At 59.5% G+C, this 25,430-nt stretch carries 23 protein-coding genes and 1 pseudogene; 21 read left to right on the forward strand and 3 right to left on the reverse strand.

Going from position 1 to position 25,430, the window contains the following annotated elements:
* The 9 genes and pseudogenes from QZ190_RS04475 to greA all read left to right on the forward strand — a co-directional run.
* Positions 1–208, forward strand: a pseudogene (locus QZ190_RS04475) (UDP-3-O-(3-hydroxymyristoyl)glucosamine N-acyltransferase); the annotation flags it as partial.
* Between the two features lie 2 nt (positions 209–210).
* Positions 211–657, forward strand: coding sequence for a 3-hydroxyacyl-ACP dehydratase FabZ (gene fabZ, locus QZ190_RS04480; protein WP_062407802.1), 447 nt, complete (start codon positions 211–213; stop codon positions 655–657).
* A 5-nt stretch (positions 658–662) separates the two neighbouring features.
* Positions 663–1,457 (forward strand): acyl-ACP--UDP-N-acetylglucosamine O-acyltransferase, encoded by a 795-nt coding sequence (lpxA, locus tag QZ190_RS04485; RefSeq protein ID WP_291913970.1) that lies wholly within the window; start codon positions 663–665, stop codon positions 1,455–1,457.
* Between the two features lie 56 nt (positions 1,458–1,513).
* Positions 1,514–2,632, forward strand: a complete 1,119-nt coding sequence (lpxB, locus tag QZ190_RS04490) for a lipid-A-disaccharide synthase (protein ID WP_291914139.1) — start codon at positions 1,514–1,516, stop codon at positions 2,630–2,632.
* On the forward strand, positions 2,604–3,221 hold the full coding sequence (gene rnhB, locus QZ190_RS04495) for a ribonuclease HII (RefSeq protein WP_291913972.1): 618 nt from the start codon (positions 2,604–2,606) through the stop codon (positions 3,219–3,221). The genes lpxB and rnhB overlap by 29 nt, the downstream gene beginning before the upstream one ends.
* On the forward strand, positions 3,218–3,991 hold the full coding sequence (locus tag QZ190_RS04500; protein ID WP_291913974.1) for an RNA methyltransferase: 774 nt from the start codon (positions 3,218–3,220) through the stop codon (positions 3,989–3,991). Before rnhB ends, QZ190_RS04500 begins: the two co-directional genes overlap by 4 nt.
* Before the next feature lie 198 nt (positions 3,992–4,189).
* Positions 4,190–5,353: a glutamine-hydrolyzing carbamoyl-phosphate synthase small subunit gene (gene carA / locus QZ190_RS04505; RefSeq protein WP_291913976.1), complete on the forward strand. Its 1,164-nt coding sequence runs from the start codon at positions 4,190–4,192 to the stop codon at positions 5,351–5,353.
* A 1-nt stretch (position 5,354) separates the two neighbouring features.
* Positions 5,355–8,615, forward strand: a complete 3,261-nt coding sequence (carB, locus tag QZ190_RS04510; protein WP_291913978.1) for a carbamoyl-phosphate synthase large subunit — start codon at positions 5,355–5,357, stop codon at positions 8,613–8,615.
* Positions 8,616–8,717: 102 nt separating this feature from the next.
* Positions 8,718–9,194, forward strand: coding sequence for a transcription elongation factor GreA (gene greA / locus QZ190_RS04515; RefSeq protein WP_053176598.1), 477 nt, complete (start codon positions 8,718–8,720; stop codon positions 9,192–9,194).
* An 82-nt stretch (positions 9,195–9,276) separates the two neighbouring features.
* Here the strand turns inward: greA and QZ190_RS04520 are convergent, their stop codons facing one another.
* The gene (locus tag QZ190_RS04520; protein ID WP_291913984.1) at positions 9,277–9,750 is read right to left on the reverse strand and encodes a YhbY family RNA-binding protein; all 474 of its coding nucleotides are present in this window, start codon (positions 9,748–9,750) and stop codon (positions 9,277–9,279) included.
* 31 nt (positions 9,751–9,781) lie between these two features.
* Here QZ190_RS04520 and QZ190_RS04525 point away from each other — a divergent pair, with 31 nt between their 5' ends.
* The 4 genes from QZ190_RS04525 (at position 9,782) to glmM (ending at position 14,827) form a co-directional block, all read left to right on the forward strand.
* On the forward strand, positions 9,782–10,444 hold the full coding sequence (locus tag QZ190_RS04525; RefSeq protein ID WP_291913987.1) for an RlmE family RNA methyltransferase: 663 nt from the start codon (positions 9,782–9,784) through the stop codon (positions 10,442–10,444).
* A 106-nt stretch (positions 10,445–10,550) separates the two neighbouring features.
* On the forward strand, positions 10,551–12,467 hold the full coding sequence (gene ftsH / locus QZ190_RS04530) for an ATP-dependent zinc metalloprotease FtsH (RefSeq protein ID WP_291913990.1): 1,917 nt from the start codon (positions 10,551–10,553) through the stop codon (positions 12,465–12,467).
* Between the two features lie 92 nt (positions 12,468–12,559).
* Positions 12,560–13,414: a dihydropteroate synthase gene (gene folP, locus QZ190_RS04535; protein WP_291913993.1), complete on the forward strand. Its 855-nt coding sequence runs from the start codon at positions 12,560–12,562 to the stop codon at positions 13,412–13,414.
* Between the two features lie 84 nt (positions 13,415–13,498).
* Positions 13,499–14,827, forward strand: a complete 1,329-nt coding sequence (gene glmM, locus QZ190_RS04540; protein WP_291913995.1) for a phosphoglucosamine mutase — start codon at positions 13,499–13,501, stop codon at positions 14,825–14,827.
* A gap of 78 nt (positions 14,828–14,905) precedes the next feature.
* On the opposite strand, the gene QZ190_RS04545 is transcribed toward glmM, so the two are convergent.
* Positions 14,906–15,727: a pyruvate, water dikinase regulatory protein gene (locus QZ190_RS04545; RefSeq protein ID WP_291913998.1), complete on the reverse strand. Its 822-nt coding sequence runs from the start codon at positions 15,725–15,727 to the stop codon at positions 14,906–14,908.
* A gap of 145 nt (positions 15,728–15,872) precedes the next feature.
* On the opposite strand from QZ190_RS04545, the gene ppsA reads away from it, so the two are divergent.
* From ppsA to dnaB, 7 genes are all read left to right on the forward strand, one after another.
* Positions 15,873–18,263 (forward strand): phosphoenolpyruvate synthase, encoded by a 2,391-nt coding sequence (gene ppsA, locus QZ190_RS04550; protein ID WP_291914001.1) that lies wholly within the window; start codon positions 15,873–15,875, stop codon positions 18,261–18,263.
* A gap of 32 nt (positions 18,264–18,295) precedes the next feature.
* Positions 18,296–20,422, forward strand: a complete 2,127-nt coding sequence (locus tag QZ190_RS04555; protein ID WP_291914004.1) for a VC_2705 family sodium/solute symporter — start codon at positions 18,296–18,298, stop codon at positions 20,420–20,422.
* 95 nt (positions 20,423–20,517) lie between these two features.
* On the forward strand, positions 20,518–20,883 hold the full coding sequence (gene rpsF, locus QZ190_RS04560; protein ID WP_108362834.1) for a 30S ribosomal protein S6: 366 nt from the start codon (positions 20,518–20,520) through the stop codon (positions 20,881–20,883).
* Between the two features lie 17 nt (positions 20,884–20,900).
* Positions 20,901–21,188 (forward strand): primosomal replication protein N, encoded by a 288-nt coding sequence (priB, locus tag QZ190_RS04565; protein WP_291914009.1) that lies wholly within the window; start codon positions 20,901–20,903, stop codon positions 21,186–21,188.
* 14 nt (positions 21,189–21,202) lie between these two features.
* Positions 21,203–21,484 carry a 30S ribosomal protein S18 gene (gene rpsR / locus QZ190_RS04570; RefSeq protein ID WP_019427495.1) on the forward strand — a complete coding sequence of 94 codons (282 nt, stop codon included), beginning with the start codon at positions 21,203–21,205 and terminating at the stop codon, positions 21,482–21,484.
* 11 nt (positions 21,485–21,495) lie between these two features.
* Complete coding sequence (gene rplI / locus QZ190_RS04575; RefSeq protein WP_291914024.1) at positions 21,496–21,948, forward strand: 50S ribosomal protein L9; 453 nt, start codon at positions 21,496–21,498, stop codon at positions 21,946–21,948.
* A 175-nt stretch (positions 21,949–22,123) separates the two neighbouring features.
* Positions 22,124–23,542 carry a replicative DNA helicase gene (gene dnaB, locus QZ190_RS04580; protein ID WP_108362837.1) on the forward strand — a complete coding sequence of 473 codons (1,419 nt, stop codon included), beginning with the start codon at positions 22,124–22,126 and terminating at the stop codon, positions 23,540–23,542.
* A gap of 17 nt (positions 23,543–23,559) precedes the next feature.
* Here the strand turns inward: dnaB and QZ190_RS04585 are convergent, their stop codons facing one another.
* Entirely contained in the window at positions 23,560–25,086 is a 1,527-nt protein-coding gene (locus QZ190_RS04585; RefSeq protein ID WP_291914028.1) for a PhoH family protein, read from the reverse strand.
* Between QZ190_RS04585 and QZ190_RS04590 the strand changes: the two genes are divergently transcribed.
* Positions 25,085–25,360 (forward strand): hypothetical protein, encoded by a 276-nt coding sequence (locus tag QZ190_RS04590; protein ID WP_291914030.1) that lies wholly within the window; start codon positions 25,085–25,087, stop codon positions 25,358–25,360. The genes QZ190_RS04585 and QZ190_RS04590 overlap by 2 nt on opposite strands.
* The last annotated feature ends 70 nt before the right edge of the window (positions 25,361–25,430 follow it).

The following is a 25,430-nucleotide window of genomic DNA, read 5'->3' on the forward strand; positions in this document are numbered from 1 at the left end:
GCACTTGACGCTGGCCGACCATGTGCACATTTCAGCGGCCTCTGTGGTGACCCGGTCCATATTGCAGCCGGGGCAATACACCGGCATGTTCCCTTTGGACAGCAATGCCAACTGGGAAAAGAACGCCGCCAGCCTCAAACAACTTTCCCGCTTGCGTGAACGCATCAAGGCGCTGGAGAGCGAGATTCAAAATAACAAGGAAACATGACCATGATGGACATCCACAAAATTCTCAAACAGCTGCCGCACCGCTACCCCATCTTGCTGGTGGACCGCGTGCTTGAACTCGAAAAAGGCGTCCGCATCAAGGCGCTGAAAAACGTGTCCATCAACGAGCCGCACTTTCAGGGGCACTTTCCGCACCGCCCGGTGATGCCGGGGGTGCTGATGCTCGAAGCCCTGGCCCAGGCGGCTGCTTTGCTGGCTTTCGACACCTTGGGTGAGACACCCGATGATCAGACCGTGTATTACTTTGCGGGCATCGATGGTGCACGCTTCAAGCGCCCGGTGGAGCCTGGCGATCAGCTGATCCTGGAGGTGGAGCTCGACCGCATGAAGGCCGGCATCTTCAAGTTCAAGGCACGCGCCAAGGTGGGCGACGAGATTGCCACCGAAGCCGAGTTGATGTGCACCATGCGGAAAATTCCACAGGCTTGAGCACCATGAGCCAAATCCATCCTACGGCCATCATCAGCCCTGGGGCTGAGCTTGACACGTCGGTGAGCGTGGGGCCTTACACCGTGATCGGGCCGCATGTGCGCATCGGTGCAGGAACCACTGTGGCCAGCCACTGCGTGATCGAGGGCCACACCACGATTGGCCGCGACAACCGGATTTTCCAGTTCAGCTCCTTGGGTGCAGTGCCCCAGGACAAGAAGTACAACAACGAGCCTTGTGAGTTGGTGATCGGAGACCGCAACACCATCCGCGAGTTTTGCACCTTCAACATCGGCTCGCCTGGCGACCGGGCTGTGACGTCGGTGGGCCACGACAACTGGATCATGGCCTATGTGCATTTGGCGCACGATTGCCAAGTGGGCAACCACACGATTTTTGCCAATAACACGCAACTCGCAGGCCATGTGGTGGTCGACGATTGGGTGATCCTGGGCGGCTTCACCGTGGTGCACCAGTTCTGCCGCATTGGGGCGCACAGTTTCACGGCCATGAACTCTTTGCTGTTTGCCGATCTGCCGCCTTTTGTGATGGCGCAAGGCCAGCCTGCACAAGCGCGTTCGATGAACTTTGAAGGCTTGCGCCGCCGTGGCTTTTCGGCCGAACGCATCAGTGCCGTCAAAGCCATGCACAAAGCGCTTTACCGTGATGGCTTGTCGCTCGGTGATGCCATGGCCCGCATTGCCGCTTTGGCCGTCGACAAGCCCGAGGCCCAGCCTGATGTGGACATGATGCTGGGCTTTTTGCAAGCCGCCTCACCTCAGCGCGGGATCGTGCGTTGACACAGCCCGCAGATTCGCCCCTGACCAAAGCCCCTGCGGGGGCTTTGTCCTTTGCCATGGTGGCCGGAGAGGCTTCGGGCGATCTGCTGGCGGGCTTGCTGATTCAGGGCCTGCACTCGCGCTGGCCACAGGCGCGTGGCGTGGGTATTGGTGGGCCACGGATGCTGGCCCAAGGTTTTGAGGCATGGTGGCCACACGAAAAGTTAGCCGTGCGGGGTTATGTCGAGGTGCTGCGCCATTACCGGGGCATCGTCGCCATTCGAGACCAGTTGCGTCAGCGTTTGCTGGCCCAGCCGCCCGACGTGTTCATCGGGGTGGATGCGCCCGATTTCAACCTCGATCTGGAAGCTCGGCTCAAAGCCGCAGGCATCCCCACGGTGCATTTTGTGTGCCCCTCGATCTGGGCCTGGCGCCCTGAGCGGATTGAGAAGATCCGGCGCAGCGTGGACCACATGCTGTGCATTTTTCCCTTCGAGCCCGCCTTGTTGGCCCAAGCGGGCATAGCGGCCACTTATGTCGGTCACCCACTGGCACAAACGATTCCCATGCACCCGGACCGATTGGCAGCCCGCCAAGCTCTGGGTCTGGATGCAGACAGGCCTGTGGTGGCGGTTTTGCCCGGCAGCAGGCAGTCCGAAATTGAACACCTGACGCCCCGCTTTGTCCAGGCTGCCCAAATCATGCAGCGACAAAACCCGGCCTTGCAATTTGTCTTGCCTGCCATCCCCAGCTTGCAGCCCCGCATTCAGGCGCTCATCGATGCGCAAGGTGGTGTGCCGGGGTTGCAGCTGCTTGCGGGGCAGTCGCACACCGCCTTGGCCGCGTGTGACCTGACCTTGATCGCCAGCGGCACGGCCACGCTGGAGGCGGCATTGTTCAAGCGGCCCATGGTGATTGGCTACCACATGAACTGGCTCAGCTGGCAAATCATGAAGCGCCAACAGCTTCAGCCTTGGGTGGGTTTGCCCAACATCCTGAGCGAGGACTTTGTGGTGCCCGAGTTTTTGCAGGACCGTTGCACGCCCGAAGCCCTGGCTCGGGCTTCTATGGATTGGTTGTCTGCACCTGAGCGCGTGGATGCTTTGCAATCCCGTTTTGAACAATTGCACCTGAACTTGCAGTGCGACACTGCAAAACTTGCGACCCATGCCCTCGAAAAAGTCCTCTCTCGCTAAGCAATCCGCTTTGCATTTCCATGTTTCTGGCTTGACAGCGGGCGTGGATGAGGCCGGTCGCGGACCTCTGGCGGGTCCCGTGGTGGCCGCTGCTGTGATCCTGGACGATTTGAATCCCATTCAAGGCCTGAACGACTCCAAAAAACTCACAGCCAAACGCCGTGAAACCCTGTTTGACGAGATCCGGGCGCGGGCCCTGTGTTTTGCGATTGCCGAGGCCAGCGTGCAGGAAATTGACCAAATCAACATCTTGCAAGCCACTTTGCTGGCCATGAAGCGGGCCGTTGAGGCTTTGCGTTTGCCCCCGAAGTTGGTGCTGGTCGATGGCAACCGCTTGCCCACCTTGTCGATTCGTGCCGAAGCCATCGTCCAAGGCGATGCGCTGGTGCCCGCCATCTCGGCCGCTTCGATTTTGGCCAAGGTGCACCGCGACCGTTTGTGCGAAGTGATGCACCAACAGTACCCCCTGTATGGTTTTGACCAGCACAAAGGCTACGGCACAGCCCAGCATTTGGCCGCTTTGCAAGCCCATGGCCCAGCGGCCTGCCACCGCATGACATTTGCCCCGGTGGCCAGGAGTGTGCGATGAAACCGATCAGCTCGCGGGACAACCCACAGCTCAAAGCCTGGCGGCGCTTGGCCCAGGACAGCACGGCTTACCGCAAGGCGGGGCAGTTCTGGCTGGAAGGCGATCACCTGTGCCGCGCCGCCTTGCAGCGCGGTGTGCGTCCGCTGCAGGTGGTGCTGACCGAGTCGTTTCAAGCCGAGCAGGGCGATGAGTGGCAGGGACTGACCGATCAGACCTTTGTGGTGCCCGATGCCTTGTTTGCCAGCTTGAGTGGCCTGGAGTCACCGGCCCGCGTGGGTTTTGTGGTGGCCTGGCAGGCGGCCCAAGAAGTGTTGCCAGATGCCGCCACAGTGGTGCTGGACCGATTGCAGGACGCGGGCAATGTGGGGGCCATCTTGCGTTGTGCCTCGGCCTTCGGTTACCGCCAAGTGTTGGCCATCAAGGGCACGGCGGCCTTGTGGTCGCCCAAGGTGCTGCGTGCGGGCATGGGAGCGCATTTTGGTCTGCACTTGGTGGAAGCGCTCAGCGAGGCCGATGTGGCAGATTTGCAGGTGCCTTTGCTCACCACCAGCTCTCACGAAGGGCCTTTTTTGCACGCCTTGCTGCAAGCGGGAAATTTGCCCCGAAAGTGTGCGTGGGTCTTTGGGCACGAAGGGCAGGGCGTCAGCGCCAGCCTGATGGCCACGGCCCATCATCAGGTGCGCATTGCCCAGCCGGGTGGCGAAGAATCGCTCAATGTGGCCACGGCAGCGGCCATTTGCTTGCACGCCAGCGCCACGTCAGGTCCTTGATCCATTTGCGGTTTGGCCGAAGGGGCTGAGGGCTTGATTTGTCAGGGTTTACTAGCAGTCCTCAGCTATAATGAGAGGCTTTCCCGCATCAACCTGTACGCCACAGTCCATCCCAGGCCCATTCCTCGAACAAGCAGCCAAAAAGAGATCTCTCTCTGGTGAGTGCTGAGGCGTACCCGAACTATTCCGGAGAACCCAGTGCTTTTGTCTCTTCAGGGAACCTTCCCGCCCGCCATCCTGGCGCTTGCAGACGGCACGGTCTTTATCGGCAACTCGATTGGAGCCACCGGCTCCACCGTCGGCGAAGTGGTGTTCAACACCTCGCTCACCGGCTACCAGGAAATCCTCACTGACCCCAGCTATTGCCAGCAGATCGTCACCCTGACGTACCCGCACATCGGCAACTACGGTGTCAACGTGGAAGACATCGAATCCGAGAAAGTCCATGCCGCAGGCCTCATCATCAAAGACCTGCCTTTGGTGGCGAGCAACTTCCGCTCCAGCCAAACCTTGTCGTCCTACCTGGTGGATGCCGGCACGGTCGCCATTGCGAACATCGACACCCGCCAACTGACCCGCATCTTGCGCACAAAGGGTGCCCAAAACGGTGCCATTGTGGGGCTGGCCAAAGGTCAAGAGGTCACCCAAGCGGTCATTGACCAGGCGATTGCCGCAGCCCAGGCGGCCCCCAACATGGCGGGTCTCGATTTGGCGCAACAAGTCACCGTGGCCCAGCCTTACGACTGGACCCAAACCGAATGGCAACTGGGTGCCGGGTATGGCAAGCAGACCGCCCCCAAGTTCCATGTGGTGGCGTACGACTTCGGTGTGAAGAAAAACATCTTGCGCATGCTGGCTGAGCGCGGCTGCAAAGTGACTGTGGTCCCTGCCAAGACGCCTGCGGCGGAAGTGCTCAAGCACAAACCAGACGGCATCTTCTTGTCCAACGGCCCTGGCGATCCACAGCCTTGTGACTACGCGATTGCGGCGGCGGCCGAGTTGATTGAAACCGGTATCCCCACATTTGGCATTTGCCTGGGCCACCAGATCATGGCTTTGGCCAGCGGCGCGAAAACTTTCAAGATGAAGTTTGGCCACCACGGCGCCAACCACCCCGTCAAAGACCTCGACTCAGGTCGCGTGTCCATCACCAGCCAAAACCACGGCTTTGCGGTGGACGAAAAGTCCTTGCCCGCCAACTTGCGTGCCACACACGTGTCCTTGTTTGACGGCACCTTGCAGGGCCTGGCCCGCACCGACAAGCCTGCGTTCTGCTTCCAGGGTCACCCCGAAGCGTCGCCTGGCCCGCACGACATTGCTTACCTCTTTGACCGCTTCATCAAACTGATGGAGGCGAAATAACATGCCAAAGCGCACCGACCTCAAAAGCATCCTCATCATTGGCGCGGGCCCGATCATCATTGGTCAGGCCTGCGAGTTCGATTACTCCGGCGTGCAGGCTTGCAAAGCTTTGCGCGAAGAGGGCTACAAAGTCATCTTGATCAACAGCAACCCTGCCACGATCATGACCGACCCGGCCACGGCCGATGTGACCTACATCGAGCCCATCACTTGGCAAACCGTCGAGAAGATCATCGCCAAAGAGCGCCCCGATGCGATCTTGCCTACCATGGGAGGCCAAACTGCGCTGAACTGCGCTTTGGACTTGTGGCACCACGGCGTGCTCGAAAAGTACAAGGTCGAGCTGATTGGCGCGACACCCGAGGCCATCGACAAAGCCGAAGACCGCTTGAAGTTCAAGGACGCCATGACCAAGATTGGTCTGGGTTCGGCCCGCTCCGGCATTGCCCACAGCATGGAAGAAGCGTGGGACGTGCAAAAGACCTTGGGTTTCCCAACAGTCATCCGCCCCAGCTTCACCTTGGGCGGTACGGGCGGCGGCATTGCTTACAACCCTGAAGAGTTCGAGATCATTTGCAAGCGCGGTTTGGAGGCTTCGCCTACCACCGAGCTGCTGATTGAAGAATCCTTGCTCGGCTGGAAAGAGTACGAGATGGAAGTGGTGCGCGACAAAGCGGACAACTGCATCATCGTGTGCTCGATCGAAAACCTGGACCCCATGGGCGTGCACACGGGCGACTCGATCACCGTGGCCCCAGCCCAGACGCTGACCGACAAGGAATACCAGATTTTGCGCAATGCCTCTTTGGCCGTTTTGCGTGAAATCGGTGTGGACACGGGCGGCTCGAACGTGCAGTTCTCGATCAACCCCAAAGACGGCCGCATGGTCGTCATCGAGATGAACCCCCGCGTGTCGCGCTCCTCGGCTTTGGCTTCCAAAGCCACGGGTTTCCCGATTGCCAAAGTGGCAGCCAAGTTGGCTGTGGGCTACACGCTCGACGAGTTGCGCAACGACATCACGGGCGGTGCCACGCCAGCCTCGTTTGAGCCATCGATCGACTACGTGGTCACCAAGATTCCCCGTTTTGCATTCGAGAAGTTCCCAACGGCCGACAGCCGTTTGACCACCCAAATGAAATCGGTGGGCGAGGTGATGGCCATGGGCCGCACCTTCCAAGAGTCGTTCCAGAAAGCCCTGCGCGGTCTGGAAGTTGGCGTGGACGGCATGAACGAGAAAACCCAAGACCGCGAAGTGCTCGAGAAAGAACTGGGCGAGCCCGGTCCTGAGCGCATTTGGTACGTGGGCGATGCCTTTGCCATGGGCCTGAGTGTTGACGAGGTGTTTGCCTTGACCAAGATCGACCCTTGGTTCCTGGTGCAGATCGAAGAGATCGTCAAGATCGAATTGGAACTGGAAACCACCACACTCGAAGCCATCACGGCCGACGAGTTGCGTGCGCTCAAGAAGAAGGGCTTCTCGGACCGCCGCTTGGCCAAGTTGCTCAAAACCACCGAGCACGTGGTGCGTGCCCGTCGTCATGCCCTGAACATCCGCCCCGTCTATAAGCGCGTGGACACCTGCGCGGCCGAGTTCTCGACCGACACCGCCTACATGTACTCGTGCTACGAGGGCAATGGCGACGGTGAGTGCGAAGCCGAACCCACCACCAACAAGAAAATCATGGTCTTAGGTGGCGGTCCGAACCGCATCGGTCAAGGCATCGAGTTTGACTACTGCTGCGTGCACGCCGCCTTGGCCATGCGCGAAGACGGTTACGAAACCATCATGGTCAACTGCAACCCCGAAACCGTGTCGACCGATTACGACACCTCGGATCGCTTGTACTTTGAGCCCGTCACTTTGGAAGACGTGCTTGAAATCGTCGACAAGGAAAAGCCCACAGGCGTCATCGTGCAATACGGTGGCCAAACGCCTTTGAAGCTCGCTTTGGATCTGGAAGCTGCGGGCGTGCCCATCATCGGCACCAGCCCTGACATGATCGACGCGGCCGAAGACCGTGAGCGTTTCCAGAAATTGCTGCAAGACTTGGGACTGCGTCAGCCCCCTAACGCCACAGCGCGCACCGAGCCAGAAGCTTTGGAAAAAGCGGCTGCTTTGGGATATCCCTTGGTCGTTCGCCCCAGCTACGTGCTCGGTGGCCGCGCCATGGAAATCGTGCACGAGCAGCGTGACCTCGAGCGTTACATGCGCGAAGCGGTCAAGGTGTCGCACGATTCCCCTGTGCTGCTCGACCGTTTCCTGAACGACGCCATCGAGTGCGATGTGGACTGCCTGCGCGACCCCGAAGGCAAGACCTTCATCGGTGGCGTGATGGAGCACATCGAACAAGCCGGTGTGCACAGCGGCGACTCGGCATGCTCCTTGCCGCCTTACTCGCTGTCGGCTGCCACGGTGGACGAGCTCAAGCGCCAATCGGCCGCCATGGCCGGTGCCTTGAACGTGGTGGGTTTGATGAACGTGCAGTTTGCCATCCAGCATGTGAACGGCCAAGACGTGATCTACGTGCTGGAAGTCAACCCCCGCGCGTCACGCACCGTGCCTTATGTCTCCAAAGCCACCGGCATCCAGTTGGCCAAGGTGGCGGCGCGTTGCATGGCAGGCCAGACTCTGGCTTCGCAAGGCATCACGAAAGAAGTCACACCCCCGTATTTCAGCGTGAAAGAAGCCGTCTTCCCCTTCGTGAAGTTCCCTGGCGTCGATACGATTCTCGGCCCCGAGATGAAGTCCACAGGCGAAGTCATGGGCGTGGGCAAAACCTTTGGCGAAGCCTTTGTGAAGAGCCAATTGGGCGCTGGCACCAAGTTGCCACGCCCCACCAAAGCCGACGGCACGCCTTCGGGCAAGGTCTTCATCTCGGTGAAAAACAACGACAAGGCGCGTGCCATCGAAGTGGCACGTCAGTTGGTTGCACAAGGTTTTGCGTTGGTCGCCACCAAAGGCACAGCCAACGCGATGGCCGAAGCTGGGGTGAGCTGTGCCACGGTGAACAAAGTGACCGAAGGTCGCCCGCACATCGTGGACATGATCAAAAACAACGAAGTGGTGCTGGTCATCAACACGGTCGAAGAGCGCCGCAATGCGATCGCCGACTCGCGCCATATCCGCACTTCGGCCTTGCTCAACCGCGTCACGACCTTCACAACCATCGCAGGCGCGGAAGCGGCTGTCGAGGGCATGAAGTACATGGACCAGCTGGACGTGATTTCCATCCAGGAAATGCACGCGCAACTGGCGGCCTGATCCCCAGCCTGTCGCTCTGCACCCCTGATGGGGTGCAAGGCATAATGGCGTCAATGACCGCCGAGTTCCAAAGCTCGGCGGTTTGCTTTTGGAGAACCGAACATGTCAACCATCCCGATCACCAAACGAGGTGCTGAAAAACTCAAGGACGAGTTGCACCGCCTCAAAACGGTGGACCGCCCCGGCGTGATCCAGGCCATTGCCGAAGCGCGTGCCCAGGGTGACCTGAGCGAGAACGCCGAATACGATGCGGCCAAAGACCGTCAGGGCTTCATCGAAGGCCGTATTCAGGAAATCGAAGGCAAACTCTCGGCCGCGCAGATCATTGATCCGGCGTCGGTAGATGCGGGGGGCCGCGTGGTGTTTGGCACCACCGTCGAGCTCGAAGATGAGAGCTCGGGTGAGGCCGTGACCTACCAGATCGTGGGCGAGGACGAGGCCGACTTGAAACTGGGCTTGATCAACATCAGCAGCCCGATTGCACGCGCCTTGATTGGCAAGGAAGAGGGCGATGTGGCCGAAGTGCAAGCGCCGGGTGGCGTGCGCCGCTACGAAATTGTGGGCGTATCCTACGTTTGAGCCAAAACAAAGGCCGCTGTTTGGCGGCCTTGGTGGGTGGTGTCACCCCCAAGTGGGGGCGCTGTCATTGAAACCGGAGCCTTCAGTCCTGGCGTCCTTTTTTGACCGATTTTTGCTTGGGCTTGGCCCGTTTGATCTGGCCGCCAGCGGCCAGGCGCTGGTTGCCCAGCACACGAACGGTTTTGACCTCGGGGCGCTGACCGCCGCGTGAGCTGTATTTGAGGATCTTGAAGTCTCTTGGGCCGGCTTTGCGGTCTTCATCGACAGCTTTGAGCTTGTCCGGCTGTGGGCGCCACAGGATCAGCAGTTTGCCAATGTGCTGGATGGGCGCGGCGCTGAGTTGATCGGCCAGTTGCGCGAACATGGCTTCGCGTGCAGCGCGGTCATCGCCCAGCACGCGTATCTTGATCAGGCCGTGGGCGTTCAGGGCCGCTTCGGTTTCCTTGACGACCGCAGGGGTCAGGCCATCGCCGCCGATCATGACGACCGGATCAAGGTGGTGGGCATCGGCGCGAAAAACTTTGCGCTCGGCAGGTGTGAGTTGTATTTGGGGCATCCCCGTATTATCCCCGCAAGGACGCAAAAGAATGAAAGTCAAAACCAAAAGTAAAAAGGTTAACAAAGCCTGGTTGAACGACCATGTGAATGACACCTACGTGAAACTGGCCCTGAAAGAGGGTTACCGGGCGCGGGCGGCTTACAAACTCAAGGAAATCGACGAGACCCTAGGCCTGATCCGTCCCGGCCATTTGGTGGTGGACTTGGGCTCTGCGCCGGGTGCCTGGAGTCAGTACCTGCGCCGCCGCTTGTCCCCTGATGGTGCGGCCGTGGGCGAGCTCAACGGCAGCATCATCGCGCTGGACATTCTGCCCATGGACCCGGTGGAGGGGGTGCAGTTCATTCAGGGGGATTTTCGTGAAAACGAAGTCGCCGCCTTGCTGGAGGCGGCCTTGCAAGGGAGGCAGGCCGATGTGGTGGTGTCCGACATGGCCCCCAACCTGTCCGGCATCGAATCGTCAGATGCGGCGCGGGTCCAGCATTTGATCGAGCTGGCCGTGGAATTTGCACAAAACCACATGAAGCCGCAGGGCGCCTTGGTGGTCAAGGTCTTTCACGGCAGCGGCTACAGCCAGATCGTCAAGATGTTCAAGGAGACCTTCAAGGTGGTCAAGCCGATCAAGCCCAAATCCTCCCGGGACAAGTCTTCGGAGACTTTTTTGGTGGGCATGGGCCTGATTCATGGGGCTTGATGCCTTAATTCCGAGCTTTTAGAGGGCCAAAACCCCTTGCTTGTGTCGCCAGGGCTTCTGGCAGGCCTAGAATGGTGACAGTCATTTTTTTCGATTGGAGTCTCTCTTGAATAACCCCTGGTTTTCCAAAATTGCCGTCTGGATGGTGATTGCCATGGTGCTGTTCACCTTGTTCAAGCAATTTGACAACCGTGGTGTCGCTGGTGCGAACGCCATTGGTTACTCTGATTTTTTGGAAGAGGTGCGCAGCAACCGGATCAAGAGCGCCACGATTTCCGAGAGCCCTGGCGGTACTGAAATCCTGGCTGTCACGGTCGATGACCGCCGCATCAAGACCACCGCCACTTACCTGGACCGCGGTCTGGTGGGTGATTTGATCAGCAGCGGCATCAAGTTCGATGTCAAGCCCCGCGAGGAGGGCTCTTTGCTCATGACCTTGCTGGTCAGCTGGGGCCCCATGCTCTTGCTCATTGGTGTGTGGGTCTACTTCATGCGCCAAATGCAAGGCGGTGGCAAAGGCGGTGCTTTCAGCTTTGGCAAGTCCAAGGCGCGCATGATGGACGAAAACAACAACAACACCACGTTTGCCGATGTGGCTGGTTGCGACGAAGCCAAGGAAGAAGTCAAAGAGGTGGTTGACTTCCTGAAGGACCCTCAGCGCTTCCAGAAACTGGGCGGTCGCATTCCCCGTGGTTTGCTGTTGGTGGGGCCTCCCGGAACAGGTAAGACCCTGCTGGCCAAAAGCATCGCTGGCGAAGCCAAAGTGCCGTTTTTCAGCATTTCTGGCTCTGATTTTGTCGAGATGTTTGTGGGTGTGGGTGCTTCCCGCGTTCGCGACATGTTCGAAAACGCCAAAAAGAACGCGCCTTGCATCATTTTCATTGACGAAATCGACGCGGTGGGTCGCCAGCGTGGCGCTGGCCTGGGTGGTGGCAATGACGAGCGCGAGCAAACCCTCAACCAGATGCTGGTCGAGATGGACGGTTTTGAGACCAACCTGGGTGTGATCGTTGTGGCGGCCACCAACCGCCCGGACATTCTGGACGCTGCTTTGTTGCGCCCCGGCCGTTTTGACCGTCAGGTCTATGTGACCTTGCCCGACATCCGTGGTCGTGAGCAAATCCTGAACGTGCACATGCGCAAAGTCCCGATTGGCCAGGACGTGAACGCGGCGGTGATCGCCCGTGGTACGCCCGGCATGAGCGGTGCCGATCTGGCCAACCTGTGCAACGAGGCGGCCTTGATGGCAGCGCGTCGCAATGCCCGCGTGGTGGAGATGGTCGACTTTGAAAAGGCCAAGGACAAGATCCTGATGGGCCCTGAGCGCAAGAGCATGGTCATGCCCGAGGAAGAGCGCCGCAACACGGCTTACCACGAAGCGGGGCACGCCCTCATCGGCAATTTGCTGCCCAAGTGCGATCCGGTGCACAAGGTCACCATCATTCCCCGTGGCCGCGCCCTGGGTGTGACCATGAGCTTGCCCGAGAAGGACCGCTACAGCTACGACAAGGAGTTCATGCTCAACCAAATCAGCATGCTGTTTGGTGGGCGTATTGCCGAAGAGGTCTTCATGAACCAGATGACCACGGGTGCCAGCAACGACTTCGAGCGGGCCACCTCCATTGCCCGCGACATGGTCATGCGTTACGGCATGACCGATGCCTTGGGCCCGATGGTGTATGCCGAAAACGAAGGCGAAGTGTTCTTGGGCCGCTCGGTCACCAAGACCACCAACATGAGCGAGGCCACCATGCAAAAGGTCGACTTGGAAGTGCGCCGCATCATCGACGAGCAGTACAGCCTGGCGCGTCGTTTGATTGAGGAACACAGCGCTCAGATGCACGCTATGGCCAAGGCCTTGCTGGAATGGGAAACCATCGACAAAGACCAGATCGCCGACATCATGGCGGGCCGCGATCCCTTGCCGCCCAAGGACTTTACCCCCCGCACGCCCCCCTCTGGCGGCAACAGCGGTGGTGGCTCTCCAGTCGTCCAGCCTGAACCCGCCACGACAGCGGCCTGATCGGGCGTTGACTTGCCAATGAGACAACGGGGCCTGCGGGCCCCGTTTTCAATCGTTTTTTCTTTTTGTTTTGTTTGAAAGTCGCTTGCTGCATGCATTGGCAAACCACTCGTTTTCAACTGGACCTTTCGCGCCCTTGCGTCATGGGCATCGTGAACCTGACACCTGACTCTTTCTCGGATGGCGGGCAGCACGCACAGGGCTCGCAGGCCTTGCGGCATGCTGAGCTGCTGCTGCGTGAAGGGGCTGGCATTCTGGATGTGGGGGCGGAGTCTACCCGGCCCGGTGCCCAAGCGGTGCCGCTGGACGAGGAGTTGGCGCGTTTGATGCCTTTTTTGCGCGAGGCCGTGCGCTGGCAGGTGCCGATCTCGGTGGATACCTACAAGCCCGAGGTGATGCAGGTGGTGCTGGACTTGGGTGTGGACATCGTCAACGATATTTGGGCTTTGCGGCAGCCCGGTGCCGAGCGTGTGGTGGCGGCCCATCCATCGTGTGGGGTGTGCTTGATGCACATGCACCGGGACCCGCAGACCATGCAGCTGCAGACCATGAGCGGTGATGTGGTCAGCGCCGTTCATCAGTTTTTGCAAGCGCGCCAGCAAAGCCTGGTGGCGCAAGGCGTTGATGCGGCCCGATTGGTGCTGGATCCGGGCATTGGCTTTGGCAAAACCGTGGTTCAGAACTTTGAATTGCTGGCCCGTCAATCGGTCTTGATGGCGCTGGATCGTCCTGTGATGGCTGCCTGGTCCCGAAAGTCGTCCTTGGGGGCGGTGTTGGCGCAGGATGGGCCTATTCCCCCACCTTTGGAGCGCTTGTCGGCCAGTGTAGCTGCGGCTTTGATGGCGGTGGAGCGGGGGGCACGTTTGGTCCGTGTGCACGATGTCAAGGCCACCGTGGACGCCCTTCGGGTCTGGCAGGCGGTGCATTCGGTCACTGCGCAGAATTGAGTGCAGGCGCACCTTGTTTGTCAGTCTAGGGTCCGACATGGGCCGTTAAAATTTGGCGATTGATTACAAAAAAAGGACTCAGGCATGGCGCGGCAATATTTCGGGACAGACGGCATTCGCGGCACAGTGGGACAAAGCCCAATCACGCCGGATTTCATCTTGCGTTTGGCCCATGCCGTGGGACGTGTGTTGAAGGCCCATGAAGCGCATCCGGTGGTTCTGATTGGCAAAGACACCCGCATTTCCGGTTACATGCTCGAAAGTGCTTTGGAGTCGGGCTTCAATTCAGCAGGCGTCGACGTGGTCTTGCTCGGGCCTGTGCCCACGCCAGCCGTGGCTTACCTGACGCGGGCGCAACGCGCTTCCTTGGGGGTGGTGATCAGCGCCAGCCACAACCCATTTGCCGACAATGGCATCAAGTTCTTCAGCGCGCAAGGCCAAAAATTGTCGGATGCCTGGGAAGAAACTGTCGAAGCCAGGCTGCAGGAGGCGCCGGTCTGGGTCGACTCGGCCGCCCTTGGCAAGACACGGCGCCTGGACGATGCAGCGGGCCGTTACATCGAGTTTTGCAAGAGCACCTTCTCCAACGACCTGACCCTCAAGGGCTTGAAGATCGTGGTGGACGCTGCCCACGGCGCGGCCTACCAGATCGCGCCCAAGGTCTTCCACGAACTAGGGGCCGAGGTGGTCGCCATCGGTTGTGCGCCCGATGGCCTGAACATCAACAAAGGCGTGGGCGCGACCCACCCCGAGGCCTTGGTGCAGGCGGTCAAGGACCACAGTGCCAACTACGGTGTGGCCCTCGATGGCGATGCCGACCGCTTGCAGTTGGTCGATGCCTCGGGGCGCTTGTTCAATGGCGATGAATTGTTGTACCTGATGGTCGCCGATCGCTTGGCCCGCGACGAAGCGGTGCCCGGTGCGGTGGGCACCTTGATGACCAACTTGGCGGTGGAAATCGCCCTCAAAAAGCGGGGCGTGCAATTTGAGCGGGCCAAAGTGGGCGACCGTTATGTGCTGGAGGTCCTGCACGACAAAGGCTGGTTGCTGGGCGGCGAAGGCTCGGGCCATTTGCTGGCCTTGGACAAGCACACCACGGGCGATGGGCTGGTCAGTGCTTTGCAGGTGTTGCAAGCCTGTGTCGGCAGCGGCCAGACCATGGCGCAGTTGCTCGAAGGCGTCAGCCTCTTTCCCCAAACCCTGATCAATGTGCGTTTGTCCCCCGGTTTTGATTGGCAAGGACACGCCCCATTGTGGGCGGCCAAACAAGCGGTCGAGACCGAGTTGGGTGACACCGGCCGGGTTTTGATTCGTGCCAGCGGCACCGAACCCTTGGTGCGCGTCATGGTCGAGGCGCGTGATGCAGTGCAAGCGCGTCAATGCGCCGAACGCCTGGCCGATACGCTTCGTTGAGCCTGGGTAAGGCTTCGCCGAGGTCTTACCGTTGCCATTTTGATGCTATCAAGGGCCTCTGACCTGCCGGGTCAGCGCTCAGTAAATCAGGCGCTCGGGCTTGATTTCCTGCAAGATGGTGGTCGCGATCTCTTCGATTGATTTGGTGGTGGTGGACAGCCAGCGTATGCCCGAGCGGCGCATCATGGCTTCGGCTTCCGAGACTTCCATGCGGCAGTTTTCGATGCTGGCGTAACGCGAGTTGGGGCGGCGTTCGGCGCGGATCTCGGCCAAGCGGTCCGGGTGGATGCTCAGGCCGAAGATTTTTTGCCGGTGCGGCACCAAGGCGGGGGGCAATTGCCTGCGGTCAAAATCTTCCGGGATCAGCGGGTAGTTGGCCGCTTTGAGGCCGTGCTGCATGGCCAGGTACAAACTGGTCGGGGTTTTACCGCTGCGGCTCACGCCCACCAAAATCACATCGGCCGATTCCAGATCCCGGTTCGACTGGCCATCGTCATGGGCCAATGAGAAGTTGATGGCCTCGATCCGGTCGTGGTATTCCTTGCTTTTGCTCACATCCGAAAAGCGGCCCACGCGGTGGTGCGACTTGATGCCCAGTTCCGCTTCCAGCGGGTTCACAAAGGTGCCGAACATGTCCAGCAGCATGCCTTGGCAGTGCTCCTGCAGCACCTTGAGCACATCCATGTTGACCAAGGTGGTGAACACAATGGGTTTGTTGCCTTCGGTCTCGGCCGTGTGGTTGATTTGCCGCACCGCTTGATGTGCTTTGTCGATGGTGTCGGTGAAGGGCAGCCGCACATGCCGCGTTTTCATGTCGAACTGGGCCAGGATGGCATTGCCAAAAGTTTCGGCGGTGATGCCCGTGCCGTCAGAGACGAAAAATACAGTGCGTTTTGACATGCGAGTAATTTATTTCAAATGCCGAGGTCAACAAGACCCCTAAAATCAGTCAATTATCCACAGCTGATCGATCGGGGTTCCATCAAAAGAACAACACAACCCTGACCTGCGCTCTGGAGCCCGGTTTTAACTTTGGAGCTTTAGCATGTCTGTTCTTTTCAGCGAGACCGCCCTGGTCGTTCCCTTTGAGTTGTTGCGCATGACCGATGTCGAGTCGGTCGGCGGCAAAAACGCCAGCTTGGGGGAGATGATTTCCCAGTTGCCTTCGGGTGTGCGCGTGCCCACAGGCTTTGCCACCACCGCCCACGCGTTCCGACAGTTTTTGGCCTTTGGCGGCCTGACCGAACGCATCAATGCGCGTTTGGATGCGCTGGACACCGAGGACGTGCGTGCCTTGGCCGTTGCCGGGGCCGAAATCCGCGCCATGGTCGAGGCCCAGCCTTTCCCGGCCGATCTGGAAAAAGCCATTCGTGAAGAATTTGTTCGCCTGCAAGGCAGCAACCCGGAGGCCTCGTTTGCGGTGCGCTCCTCGGCCACAGCCGAAGACTTGCCAGACGCTTCTTTCGCAGGCCAACAAGAAACCTTCCTGAACGTGGTCGGCATCGACGACGTGCTGCACAAGATGAAAGAGGTGTTCGCCTCGCTCTACAACGACCGCGCCATCAGCTACCGCGTGCACAAGGGTTTTGCCCATGCCGACGTGGCCTTGTCCGCGGGCGTGCAGCGCATGGTTCGCTCCGATCTGGGGGCGGCCGGCGTCATGTTCACCATCGACACCGAGTCCGGTTTTGAAGACGTGGTGTTCATCACCTCCAGCTACGGCCTGGGTGAAACGGTGGTGCAGGGCGCAGTCAACCCCGACGAGTTTTACGTGCACAAACCGATGCTGGCCGCAGGCAAGCGCAGCGTGATCCGTCGCAACTTGGGCTCCAAGCTGATCGAGATGGTGTTCGCCACCCCCGAAGAAAAAGCCGCCTCGGGCAAGCTGGTCAAAACCACCGATGTGCCCACCGAACTGCGCAACCGCTACAGCCTGACCGACGACGAGGTCGAGCAATTGGCCCGCTACGCGGTGGTGATCGAGCAGCATTACGGCCGCCCCATGGACATCGAGTGGGGCAAAGACGGCTCCGACGGTTTGCTCTACATCTTGCAAGCACGTCCCGAGACTGTGAAAAGTCAGGCCAAAGGTACGCCTGAGTTGCGTTACAAGCTCAAAGGAGTCAGCGCCATCCTGGCCGAGGGCCGCGCGATTGGCCAAAAGATCGGTACTGGCCCCGTCCGTTTGGTTCACAACATCAGCGAGATGGACAAGGTCCAGCCCGGCGATGTGCTGGTGACCGACATGACCGACCCGAACTGGGAGCCCGTGATGAAACGCGCCAGCGCCATCGTCACCAACCGGGGCGGGCGTACCTGCCACGCCGCCATCATTGCCCGTGAGCTGGGCATTCCGGCGGTGGTCGGTTGCGGCAACGCGACCGAGCAACTGGCCGAAGGCACGCTGGTCACCGTCAGCTGCGCCGAGGGCGATACCGGCCACATTTACGACGGTTTGCTGGAGACCGAGATCAGCGAGATCCAGCGCGGTGTGCTGCCCGAGATCAAGACCAAGATCATGATGAACGTGGGCAACCCCCAGCTGGCCTTTGACTTTGCCCAGCTGCCCAATGCCGGTGTGGGCCTGGCGCGTCTGGAGTTCATCATCAACAACAACATTGGCGTGCACCCCAAGGCCATCCTGGATTACCCCGCCATCGACACTGACCTGAAAAAAGCCGTGGAATCCGTGGCCCGTGGCCATGCTTCGCCCCGTGCTTTTTATGTCGACAAAGTTGCCGAAGGCGTGGCCAGCATCGCCGCCGCCTTCTGGCCCAAGCCGGTCATCGTGCGTTTGTCGGACTTCAAGAGCAACGAATACCGCAAACTCATTGGCGGCAGCCGTTACGAGCCGGAAGAAGAAAACCCGATGCTGGGTTTCCGCGGTGCGGCACGTTACATCAGCCGCGATTTTGGCGAAGCCTTTGCCATGGAGTGCGAAGCCCTCAAGCGGGTGCGCGGTGAGATGGGCCTGACCAACGTGCAGATCATGGTGCCCTTTGTGCGCACATTGGGTCAGGCCGAAAAGGTCACCCAGCTGCTGGCCAACCAAGGTTTGCGCCGTGGTGAAGAGGGTCTCAAAGTCATCATGATGTGCGAGGTGCCCAGCAACGCCATCCTGGCGGAGCAGTTCCTCGAGTTCTTCGATGGCTTCTCGATTGGCTCGAACGACCTGACGCAGCTGACCTTGGGCCTGGACCGCGACTCGGGCATGGAGCTGCTCGCCGCTGATTTTGACGAACGCGATCCGGCAGTCACGGCATTGATCTCACAAGCCATCCAGGCCTGCTTGGCGCAGGGCAAATACATCGGCATTTGTGGCCAGGGCCCCTCGGACCATCCGGACTTTGCGCATTGGTTGATGGACCAGGGCATCAGCTCGATCTCGCTGAACCCGGACACCGTCATCGAGACCTGGACGAATTTGGGGCGCTGAGCGCACGCCCTCCCCATGATCAGGACCCGGCGATGAGCAAAACCATGGACGTTGCGATGTCTTCGGCTTACCGCTGGCGACTGCACCGCAACGTCCTGATTTATGTGGTTTTTCTGCTGGGCTTGATCGGGGCCATGGCTTGGGCCGAGCGCTCGGGCCTGTCCCGCAACCTGATCGGTCCGATTTTTTTGTTCAGCACGGTCATGATCTACGCCTTGATTGGCATTGCGGCGAGGACAACGAACGAGGACGAGTATTACGTGGCTGGTCGGCGCATTCCGGCCATGTACAACGGCATGGCCACGGCGGCAGACTGGATGAGCGCGGCCTCGTTCATCAGTCTGGCGGGAGCCTTGTATTTACAAGGCTTTTCCGGCAGCGGCAACCAGCCCGGTGGCTTGGCCTATGTGATGGGCTGGACCGGCGGGTTTTGTCTGGTGGCCTTGTTGATTGCGCCGCAATTGCGTGCCATGCGCTTGTACACCTTGCCCGACTACTTTGACCAGCGCTATGGCGGTCGCTGGCCACGGGTGATTGCGGCACTGGCTTCGGTGCTGTGTTCATTCACCTACGTGGTCGCCCAAATTTATGGCATTGGCTTGATCGCTTCGCGTTTGACAGGCGTGCAGTTTGAAATCGGCATCTTGTTGGGCTTGGGTGGTGTTTTGTTGTGCTCGTTTCTGGGCGGGATGCGGGCGATCACCTGGACGCAAGTGGCGCAGTACATCATGCTGCTGCTGGCCTTTCTCATCCCGGTGTCCTGGCTGGCCTACAAACAATTGGGCAACCCAGTAGCGCCACTGGCCTACGGCGCTCAGCTGTCGGCCATTGCCAGCATCGAAAAGCGCTTGATGGACGATCCGGCCGAGCTGGAAGTGCGCCGCGAATACGCCCAAAGGGCCAAAATTTACGCTTCACGCTTGCAGGATGTGGACGCGGCCATGGTCGATCTGCGCCAGGAGCTGGAAGAAAAAATCCGCTTGCTCAAAGCGCAAGGGGCCGACTTCGCCACCATTGCCCGGGTGCGCCGTGAGTTGCTGGCCGTGCCGCACGAAGCCTCTGCAGCCCGCGAGCTTTGGACCCGAGCCATGCACGACAACCTGGAGCGGGCGCGGCCTTTGGGCGGCATGCCGCCGCACACGCAGGCTTTCACCGACGAGCCCGATGGAGGGCTGGCCCAGGAAAAACTGTTCAACGAGTCGCGCCTGAATTTCATGGCCTTGGTGTTTTGCCTGATGATTGGCACGGCAGGTTTGCCGCATTTGTTGACCCGTTTTTACACCTCGCCCTCGGTGGCCGAAACGCGCAGCTCCGTGGCCTGGTCCTTGTTTTTCATTGGCCTGATTTACCTGAGCGTGCCTGCTTTGGCGGTGCTGGTGAAGTTCGAGGTGCTCAACACCTTGGTGGGCAGCAGTTTTGCCGACTTGCCCAGCTGGATGGCGCAATGGGCCAGGCTGGACTCGGCCTTGCTGGAGTTTTCAGACGTCAACGGCGACGGTATTTTGCAATTGGGCGAGCTCAAACTCGGGGCGGACATGATCATGTTGGCCACACCCGAGTTGGGCGGGATGCCCTTTGTGGTGTCGGGTCTGGTGGCTGCCGGCGGGCTGGCCGCCGCTTTGTCGACCGCCGATGGTTTGCTGTTGACCATCAGCAACGCTTTGGTGCGCGACATGCGACCCAATGGCGTCAATGGTCCCAAGTCTGCCGAAGGGCGGGTGATCTTGTCCAAGTTCGCCTTGCTGGCCGTGGCCATGCTGGCGGCGGTGGTGGCTGCTTTCAAACCCGCAGAAATACTGGCCCTGGTGTCGGCCTCTTTTTCTCTGGCCGCCTCGGCATTCTTTCCGGGCATGGTGTTGGGCATGACTTGGCAGCGGGTGCATCGCCCGGCGGTGGTGCTGGGCATGCTGTCGGGTTTGGGTGTGACCATTTTTTACATGGTGGTCAATGCACCCGGGTTCCGCCATTTTTGGGATTTGGACCCCTATGGCGGCTTGTGGTGGGGTATACAGCCCTTGTCTGCAGGCGTGTTTGGCGTCCCTGCGGGGTTTGCGGTCATGGTGCTGGCCACCTGGCTGATCCCGCAGCGCCTGATCGGCCAAAACCCGCCATCCCGAGCGCCCCAGTCCGACCCATCTACCAGCTATCCTGGGCTGTGATATTCAGGCTATAATTTGAGACTTCGCCTTGCTGCACCCCGTCAGACGCTGGGGGCAGCTATTCCAACCATTTGGGTTAACCTCAAGGAGTCTCAATGCGTCATTACGAAATCATTTTGCTGATCCATCCCGATCAGTCCGAACAAGTGCCGGCCATGCTGGAGCGCTACAAAGGCATGATCACTGCCGGCGGTGGCAGCATCCACCGTGTAGAAGACTGGGGCCGCCGTCAACTGGCGTACCAGATCAACAAGCTGGGCAAAGCCCACTACTTGTGCGTGAACATCGAAGCCGACCAAGCGGTCATGGCCGAACTGGAGCACGCCTTCAAGTTCAACGACGCCGTGCTGCGTCACCTGACGGTGCTGAAGAAAAAAGCCGACACTGGTCCTTCATCCATGATGAAGCAAGTCGAGCGCGAAGAAGCCCGCAAGTCCCAACAAGCCGAATTCGCCGCTTGATACATGCCTGTTGAGGAGTGAACCGTACCGAACTGACCGCCTGTATTGCCGAGCAAGCCGCTTTGCGATACACCCCCGCCGGTTTGCCCGCTCTGGATTTGATTCTGGAGCATGCCTCTGAAGTACAAGAGGCCGGGCAAATGCGCAAAGTCCAGTTGAAACTTCGTGCCTTGGCCATTGGGTCATTGGCCGAAAGACTGGCCAAGCAAGCGGTAGGCAGTGTTTGGACGTTTCAGGGCTTTTTGGCCACCCCTCGACAAGGCAAAAGTGTCGTGTTGCACATTCAAGAGTTTCAGCAAGATTAATTTCAGGAGGCCCCATGGCCACGTTCAAAAAATTCAACAAAGACAAGCGCCCCAAGCGCAACACCCAGTCACTGCTTTTCAAGCGCAAGCGTTTTTGCCGCTTCACAGTGACCGGCGTCGAAGAAATCGACTACAAAGATGTGGACACACTGCGTGACTTCATCGCCGAAAACGGCAAGATCATCCCCGCACGCTTGACTGGCACCCGTGCCATCTTCCAGCGCCAGCTCAACACCGCCATCAAGCGCGCACGCTTTTTGGCCATGTTGCCCTACACCGACCAGCACAAAGTCTAAGGAGTCCAACCATGCAAATCATCCTGCTCGAAAAGGTTGTGAACCTGGGTAATCTGGGCGATATCGTCAAAGTCAAAGACGGCTACGCTCGCAACTTCCTGATCCCTCAAGGCCGTGCACGTCGTGCGACCGAAGCCAACAAGGCCGAGTTCGAAGCGCGCCGCGTTGAACTCGAAAAAGCCGCTGCCGCCAAGTTGGCCGAAGCCCAAGCCCAAGGTGAAAAGCTGTCGGGTACTGTGGTCAAGTTGTCGCAAAAAGCGGGTGTTGATGGCCGTTTGTTTGGTTCCGTGACCAACCACGACATCGCCGATGAGCTGAACAAGCAAGGCTACAAGTTGGTCAAGTCCCAGATCCGCATGCCTCACGGCCCCATCAAAGTGGTGAGCGACTCCACCGTGTCGGTGGCATTGCACACCGATGTGGTGGTGGACGTGACTGTGACGGTTTACGGCGAAACAGCCTGATTTCCGCTGCGTTCTGAAAAGCCGCCTGGCCTTGTGCTTGGCGGCTTTTTTCGTTGGGCCTCACGCGATCTGACTTGTACAGGGCAGAACACCGGATGCTCAGAGCTTATCCACAGCTTTATCCCGGGCCTGCCGCGTTTTTGCGACTACCATGGTCTTTTGAGGCCTTACACCCATGTCCGCCGTTTTTGCTCCTTCCTTGAACACCTTTCCCTCCGACCTTTCTGGCGACAGCCAAGTGGCTAAGCTGCGCGTGCCACCGCATTCGATTGAAGCCGAGTCCAGTGTTCTGGGCGGACTGTTGCTGGACAACGGTGCTTGGGATCGCGTGGGGGACTTGCTGGTTGACAACGACTTTTACCGACACGAACACAAACTGATTTATGCGGCCATCGGAGCGCTGATCAACGCTTCCAAACCGGCCGACGTGATCACCGTGAACGAGCAGTTGCAAAATCAGGGCAAGGCCGAGGAAATGGGCGGCTTGGGCTACCTGAACTCCCTGGCCCAGTACGTGCCCAGCGCCAGCAACATCCGCCGCTATGCCGAGATCGTGCGTGAGCGCTCGATCCTGCGCAAACTGGTGTCTGCCAGCGACGAGATCGCAACCAACGCCTTCAACCCCCAAGGCAAGGCGATTGACCGCATCCTGGACGAGGCCGAACAAAAAATCTTCAACATCGGTGAAGAAGGCTCGCGCATGAAGCAGGGCTTTCAGTCGATGGACACTCTGGTGGTGGAGCTGCTCGATCGTGTGCAGGAGATGGCCGACAACCCCAATGACATCACAGGTGTGCCCACCGGCTTTTATGACCTGGACCGCATGACGTCTGGCCTGCAGCCGGGTGACATGGTCGTGCTGGCGGCGCGTCCTTCCATGGGCAAAACGGCTTTTGCCATCAACATCGCCGAGCATGTGGCCTTGAACGAGGGTTTGCCGGTGGCGGTGTTCTCGATGGAAATGGGTGCATCGCAGTTGGCGGTGCGTGTGGTCGGCTCGATCGGCCGCATCGACCAGGGCCATTTGCGCACGGGCAAGCTCAGCGACGACGAGTGGCCACGCTTGACCGAGGCCATCGAAAAACTGCGCACCGTGTCCTTGCACATCGATGAAACGCCGGGCCTCACACCTTCTGAATTGCGCGCCAATGCCCGCCGCTTGGCCCGCCAGTGCGGCAAGTTGGGTTTGATTGTGGTGGACTATTTGCAGCTGATGAGTGGCTCGGGCGGCTCGGGTGGCGACAACCGCGCCACCGAGTTAGGCGAAATTTCGCGGGGCTTGAAAATGTTGGCCAAGGAGCTGCAGTGCCCGGTCATTGCTTTGTCTCAGCTCAACCGAAGCGTCGAGCAGCGCACCGACAAACGCCCCATGATGAGCGACTTGCGAGAGTCCGGCGCCATCGAGCAGGATGCCGACATCATCATGTTCATTTACCGCGATGATTACTACAACAAGGATTCCAAAGATCCTGGCGTGGCCGAAATCATCATCGGCAAGCAGCGTAACGGCCCCACAGGCACGGTACGCCTGACCTTCCTGAAGAACCTGACCCGTTTTGAAAGCCTGGCTTCAGGCCTCAGCGACGATTACTGAGGCCCGAGGACGGGGTTTTAAAGCGCTTCGCTGGCAAAGTCTGCCAGGCGTGAGCGTTCACCGCGGGCCAGCGTGATGTGCCCCCCGTGGGCCCAGCCCTTGAAGCGGTCGACCGCGTAGGTCAAACCCGACGAGCCTTCGGTCAAGTAGGGCGTGTCGATCTGGGCCAGGTTGCCCATGCAGATGATCTTGGTGCCCGGGCCTGCGCGGGTGATCAGCGTTTTCATCTGCTTGGGCGTCAGGTTTTGCGCTTCGTCGATGATCACGTATTTGTTCATGAAAGTGCGACCGCGCATGAAGTTCATGCTCTTGATCTTGATGCGGCTCTTGATCAGCTCGTTGGTTGCAGCGCGGCCCCATTCACCGGCATTGCCCCCGTCGCCCTTGGCCAAGAACTCCAGGTTGTCGTCCAGCGCGCCCATCCAGGGGCCCATTTTTTCTTCTTCTGTGCCGGGCAAAAAGCCGATGTCTTCGCCCACGCTCACAGTAGCACGGGTCATGATGATCTCGGTGTAGCGGCGGTCGTCCAGCACCTGTGTCAGGCCTGCAGCCAAGGCCATCAGGGTTTTGCCCGTGCCTGCGGTACCCGCGAGCGTCACAAAGTCGACGTCCGGATCGGTCAGCAAGTTCATCGCAAAGTTTTGTTCGCGGTTGCGTGTGGTGACGCCCCAAACGGCATTTTTTTGGTGGTTGAAGTCCTTGAGTGTGCGCAGCACCGCTGTCTTACCCCGGATTTCGGTCACGCGGGCATACAGGCTGGGCTCACCAGGGGCCTCGAAATACACAAACTGGTTCATGAACAGGCTGGGCACGATGGGCCCGCTGATGCGGTAGAAGGTGTGGGTGCCTTGCTGCCAGCTTTCGACTGTTTTGCCATTCTTGAGCCAGAAGTCAGGGGGCAAAGCCATGGAGCCTGGGTACAGCAGGTCGCCGTCTTCCAGCGTCTTGTCGTTTTGGTAGTCCTCGGCTTGCAGCCCCAGTGCACGGGCCTTGACGCGCATGTTGATGTCTTTGGAGACCAGCACCACGTCACGCGGCGCATGCAATTGGCCCAGCGCCTTGACCACGCCCAGGATCTGGTTGTCGGCCTTGCCCTGCGGCAGTGCCAAGGGCAAGCTCAGGTCGAGCGCCTGGGTCTGGAAAAACAATTGCCCCATCGCATCGGTGTGGCCCGTGGCGTTCAGGGGTGAGCCCTTGCCCAAATCGGCACCTTGTGCAGATGCCAGGGTGTCCAGCGAGCGGCTGGCCTGGCGTGCATTGCGGGCGACCTCGGTCATGCCTTTTTTGTGGCCATCGAGCTCTTCCAGCACGATCATCGGCAAAAAGACATCGTGCTCCTCAAAACGGAACAGACTCATCGGGTCGTGCATCAGCACATTGGTGTCGAGCACAAAGAGTTTGCTGGGGCCGCTGCGCCGCTTGCTTCGGATGGGAGATGGTTTGCTCGCACGCTGGGCGGTCGCAGCGTCGGCAGGGCTGTACTCAGCTGGCGGTGTGGCTTGGGCAGTGATCTCTGGCGTGGCCTGCGCAACCCTTGGTGTCATGGGGGTCAAAGGCCTGGCGTCGTTCTTGCGTGACCGGGCTGGGCGTTTGGCCGTGCTGGGCTCGGGTGCCTCGCTCGTCAAGCGCCGCTTTGTTTCGATTTGCACCATCACGGGTTCATCGGTCTGTGTCTCGCCGCTTTCAAAAGCTTTGTGGGTCAAGCGGCTGGCGCGATGGGTGGGAGCGGGTGGCAATGGCATGTGCGAAGGCCTTTGGGTGTTTGAAAAAGTTGGACGCCAGAAAACAAAAAACCGCCAGGAGACCCGGGCGGCTTGAAGGATGGGGTGTAGCGGAGCTGCGTTTACGCGTCATGAAATCATTATGCACGAGCCCTGTGACAACACCG

The sequence above is a fragment of the Limnohabitans sp. genome, assembly GCF_017848645.1.
Taxonomy (GTDB): domain Bacteria; phylum Pseudomonadota; class Gammaproteobacteria; order Burkholderiales; family Burkholderiaceae_C; genus Limnohabitans_A.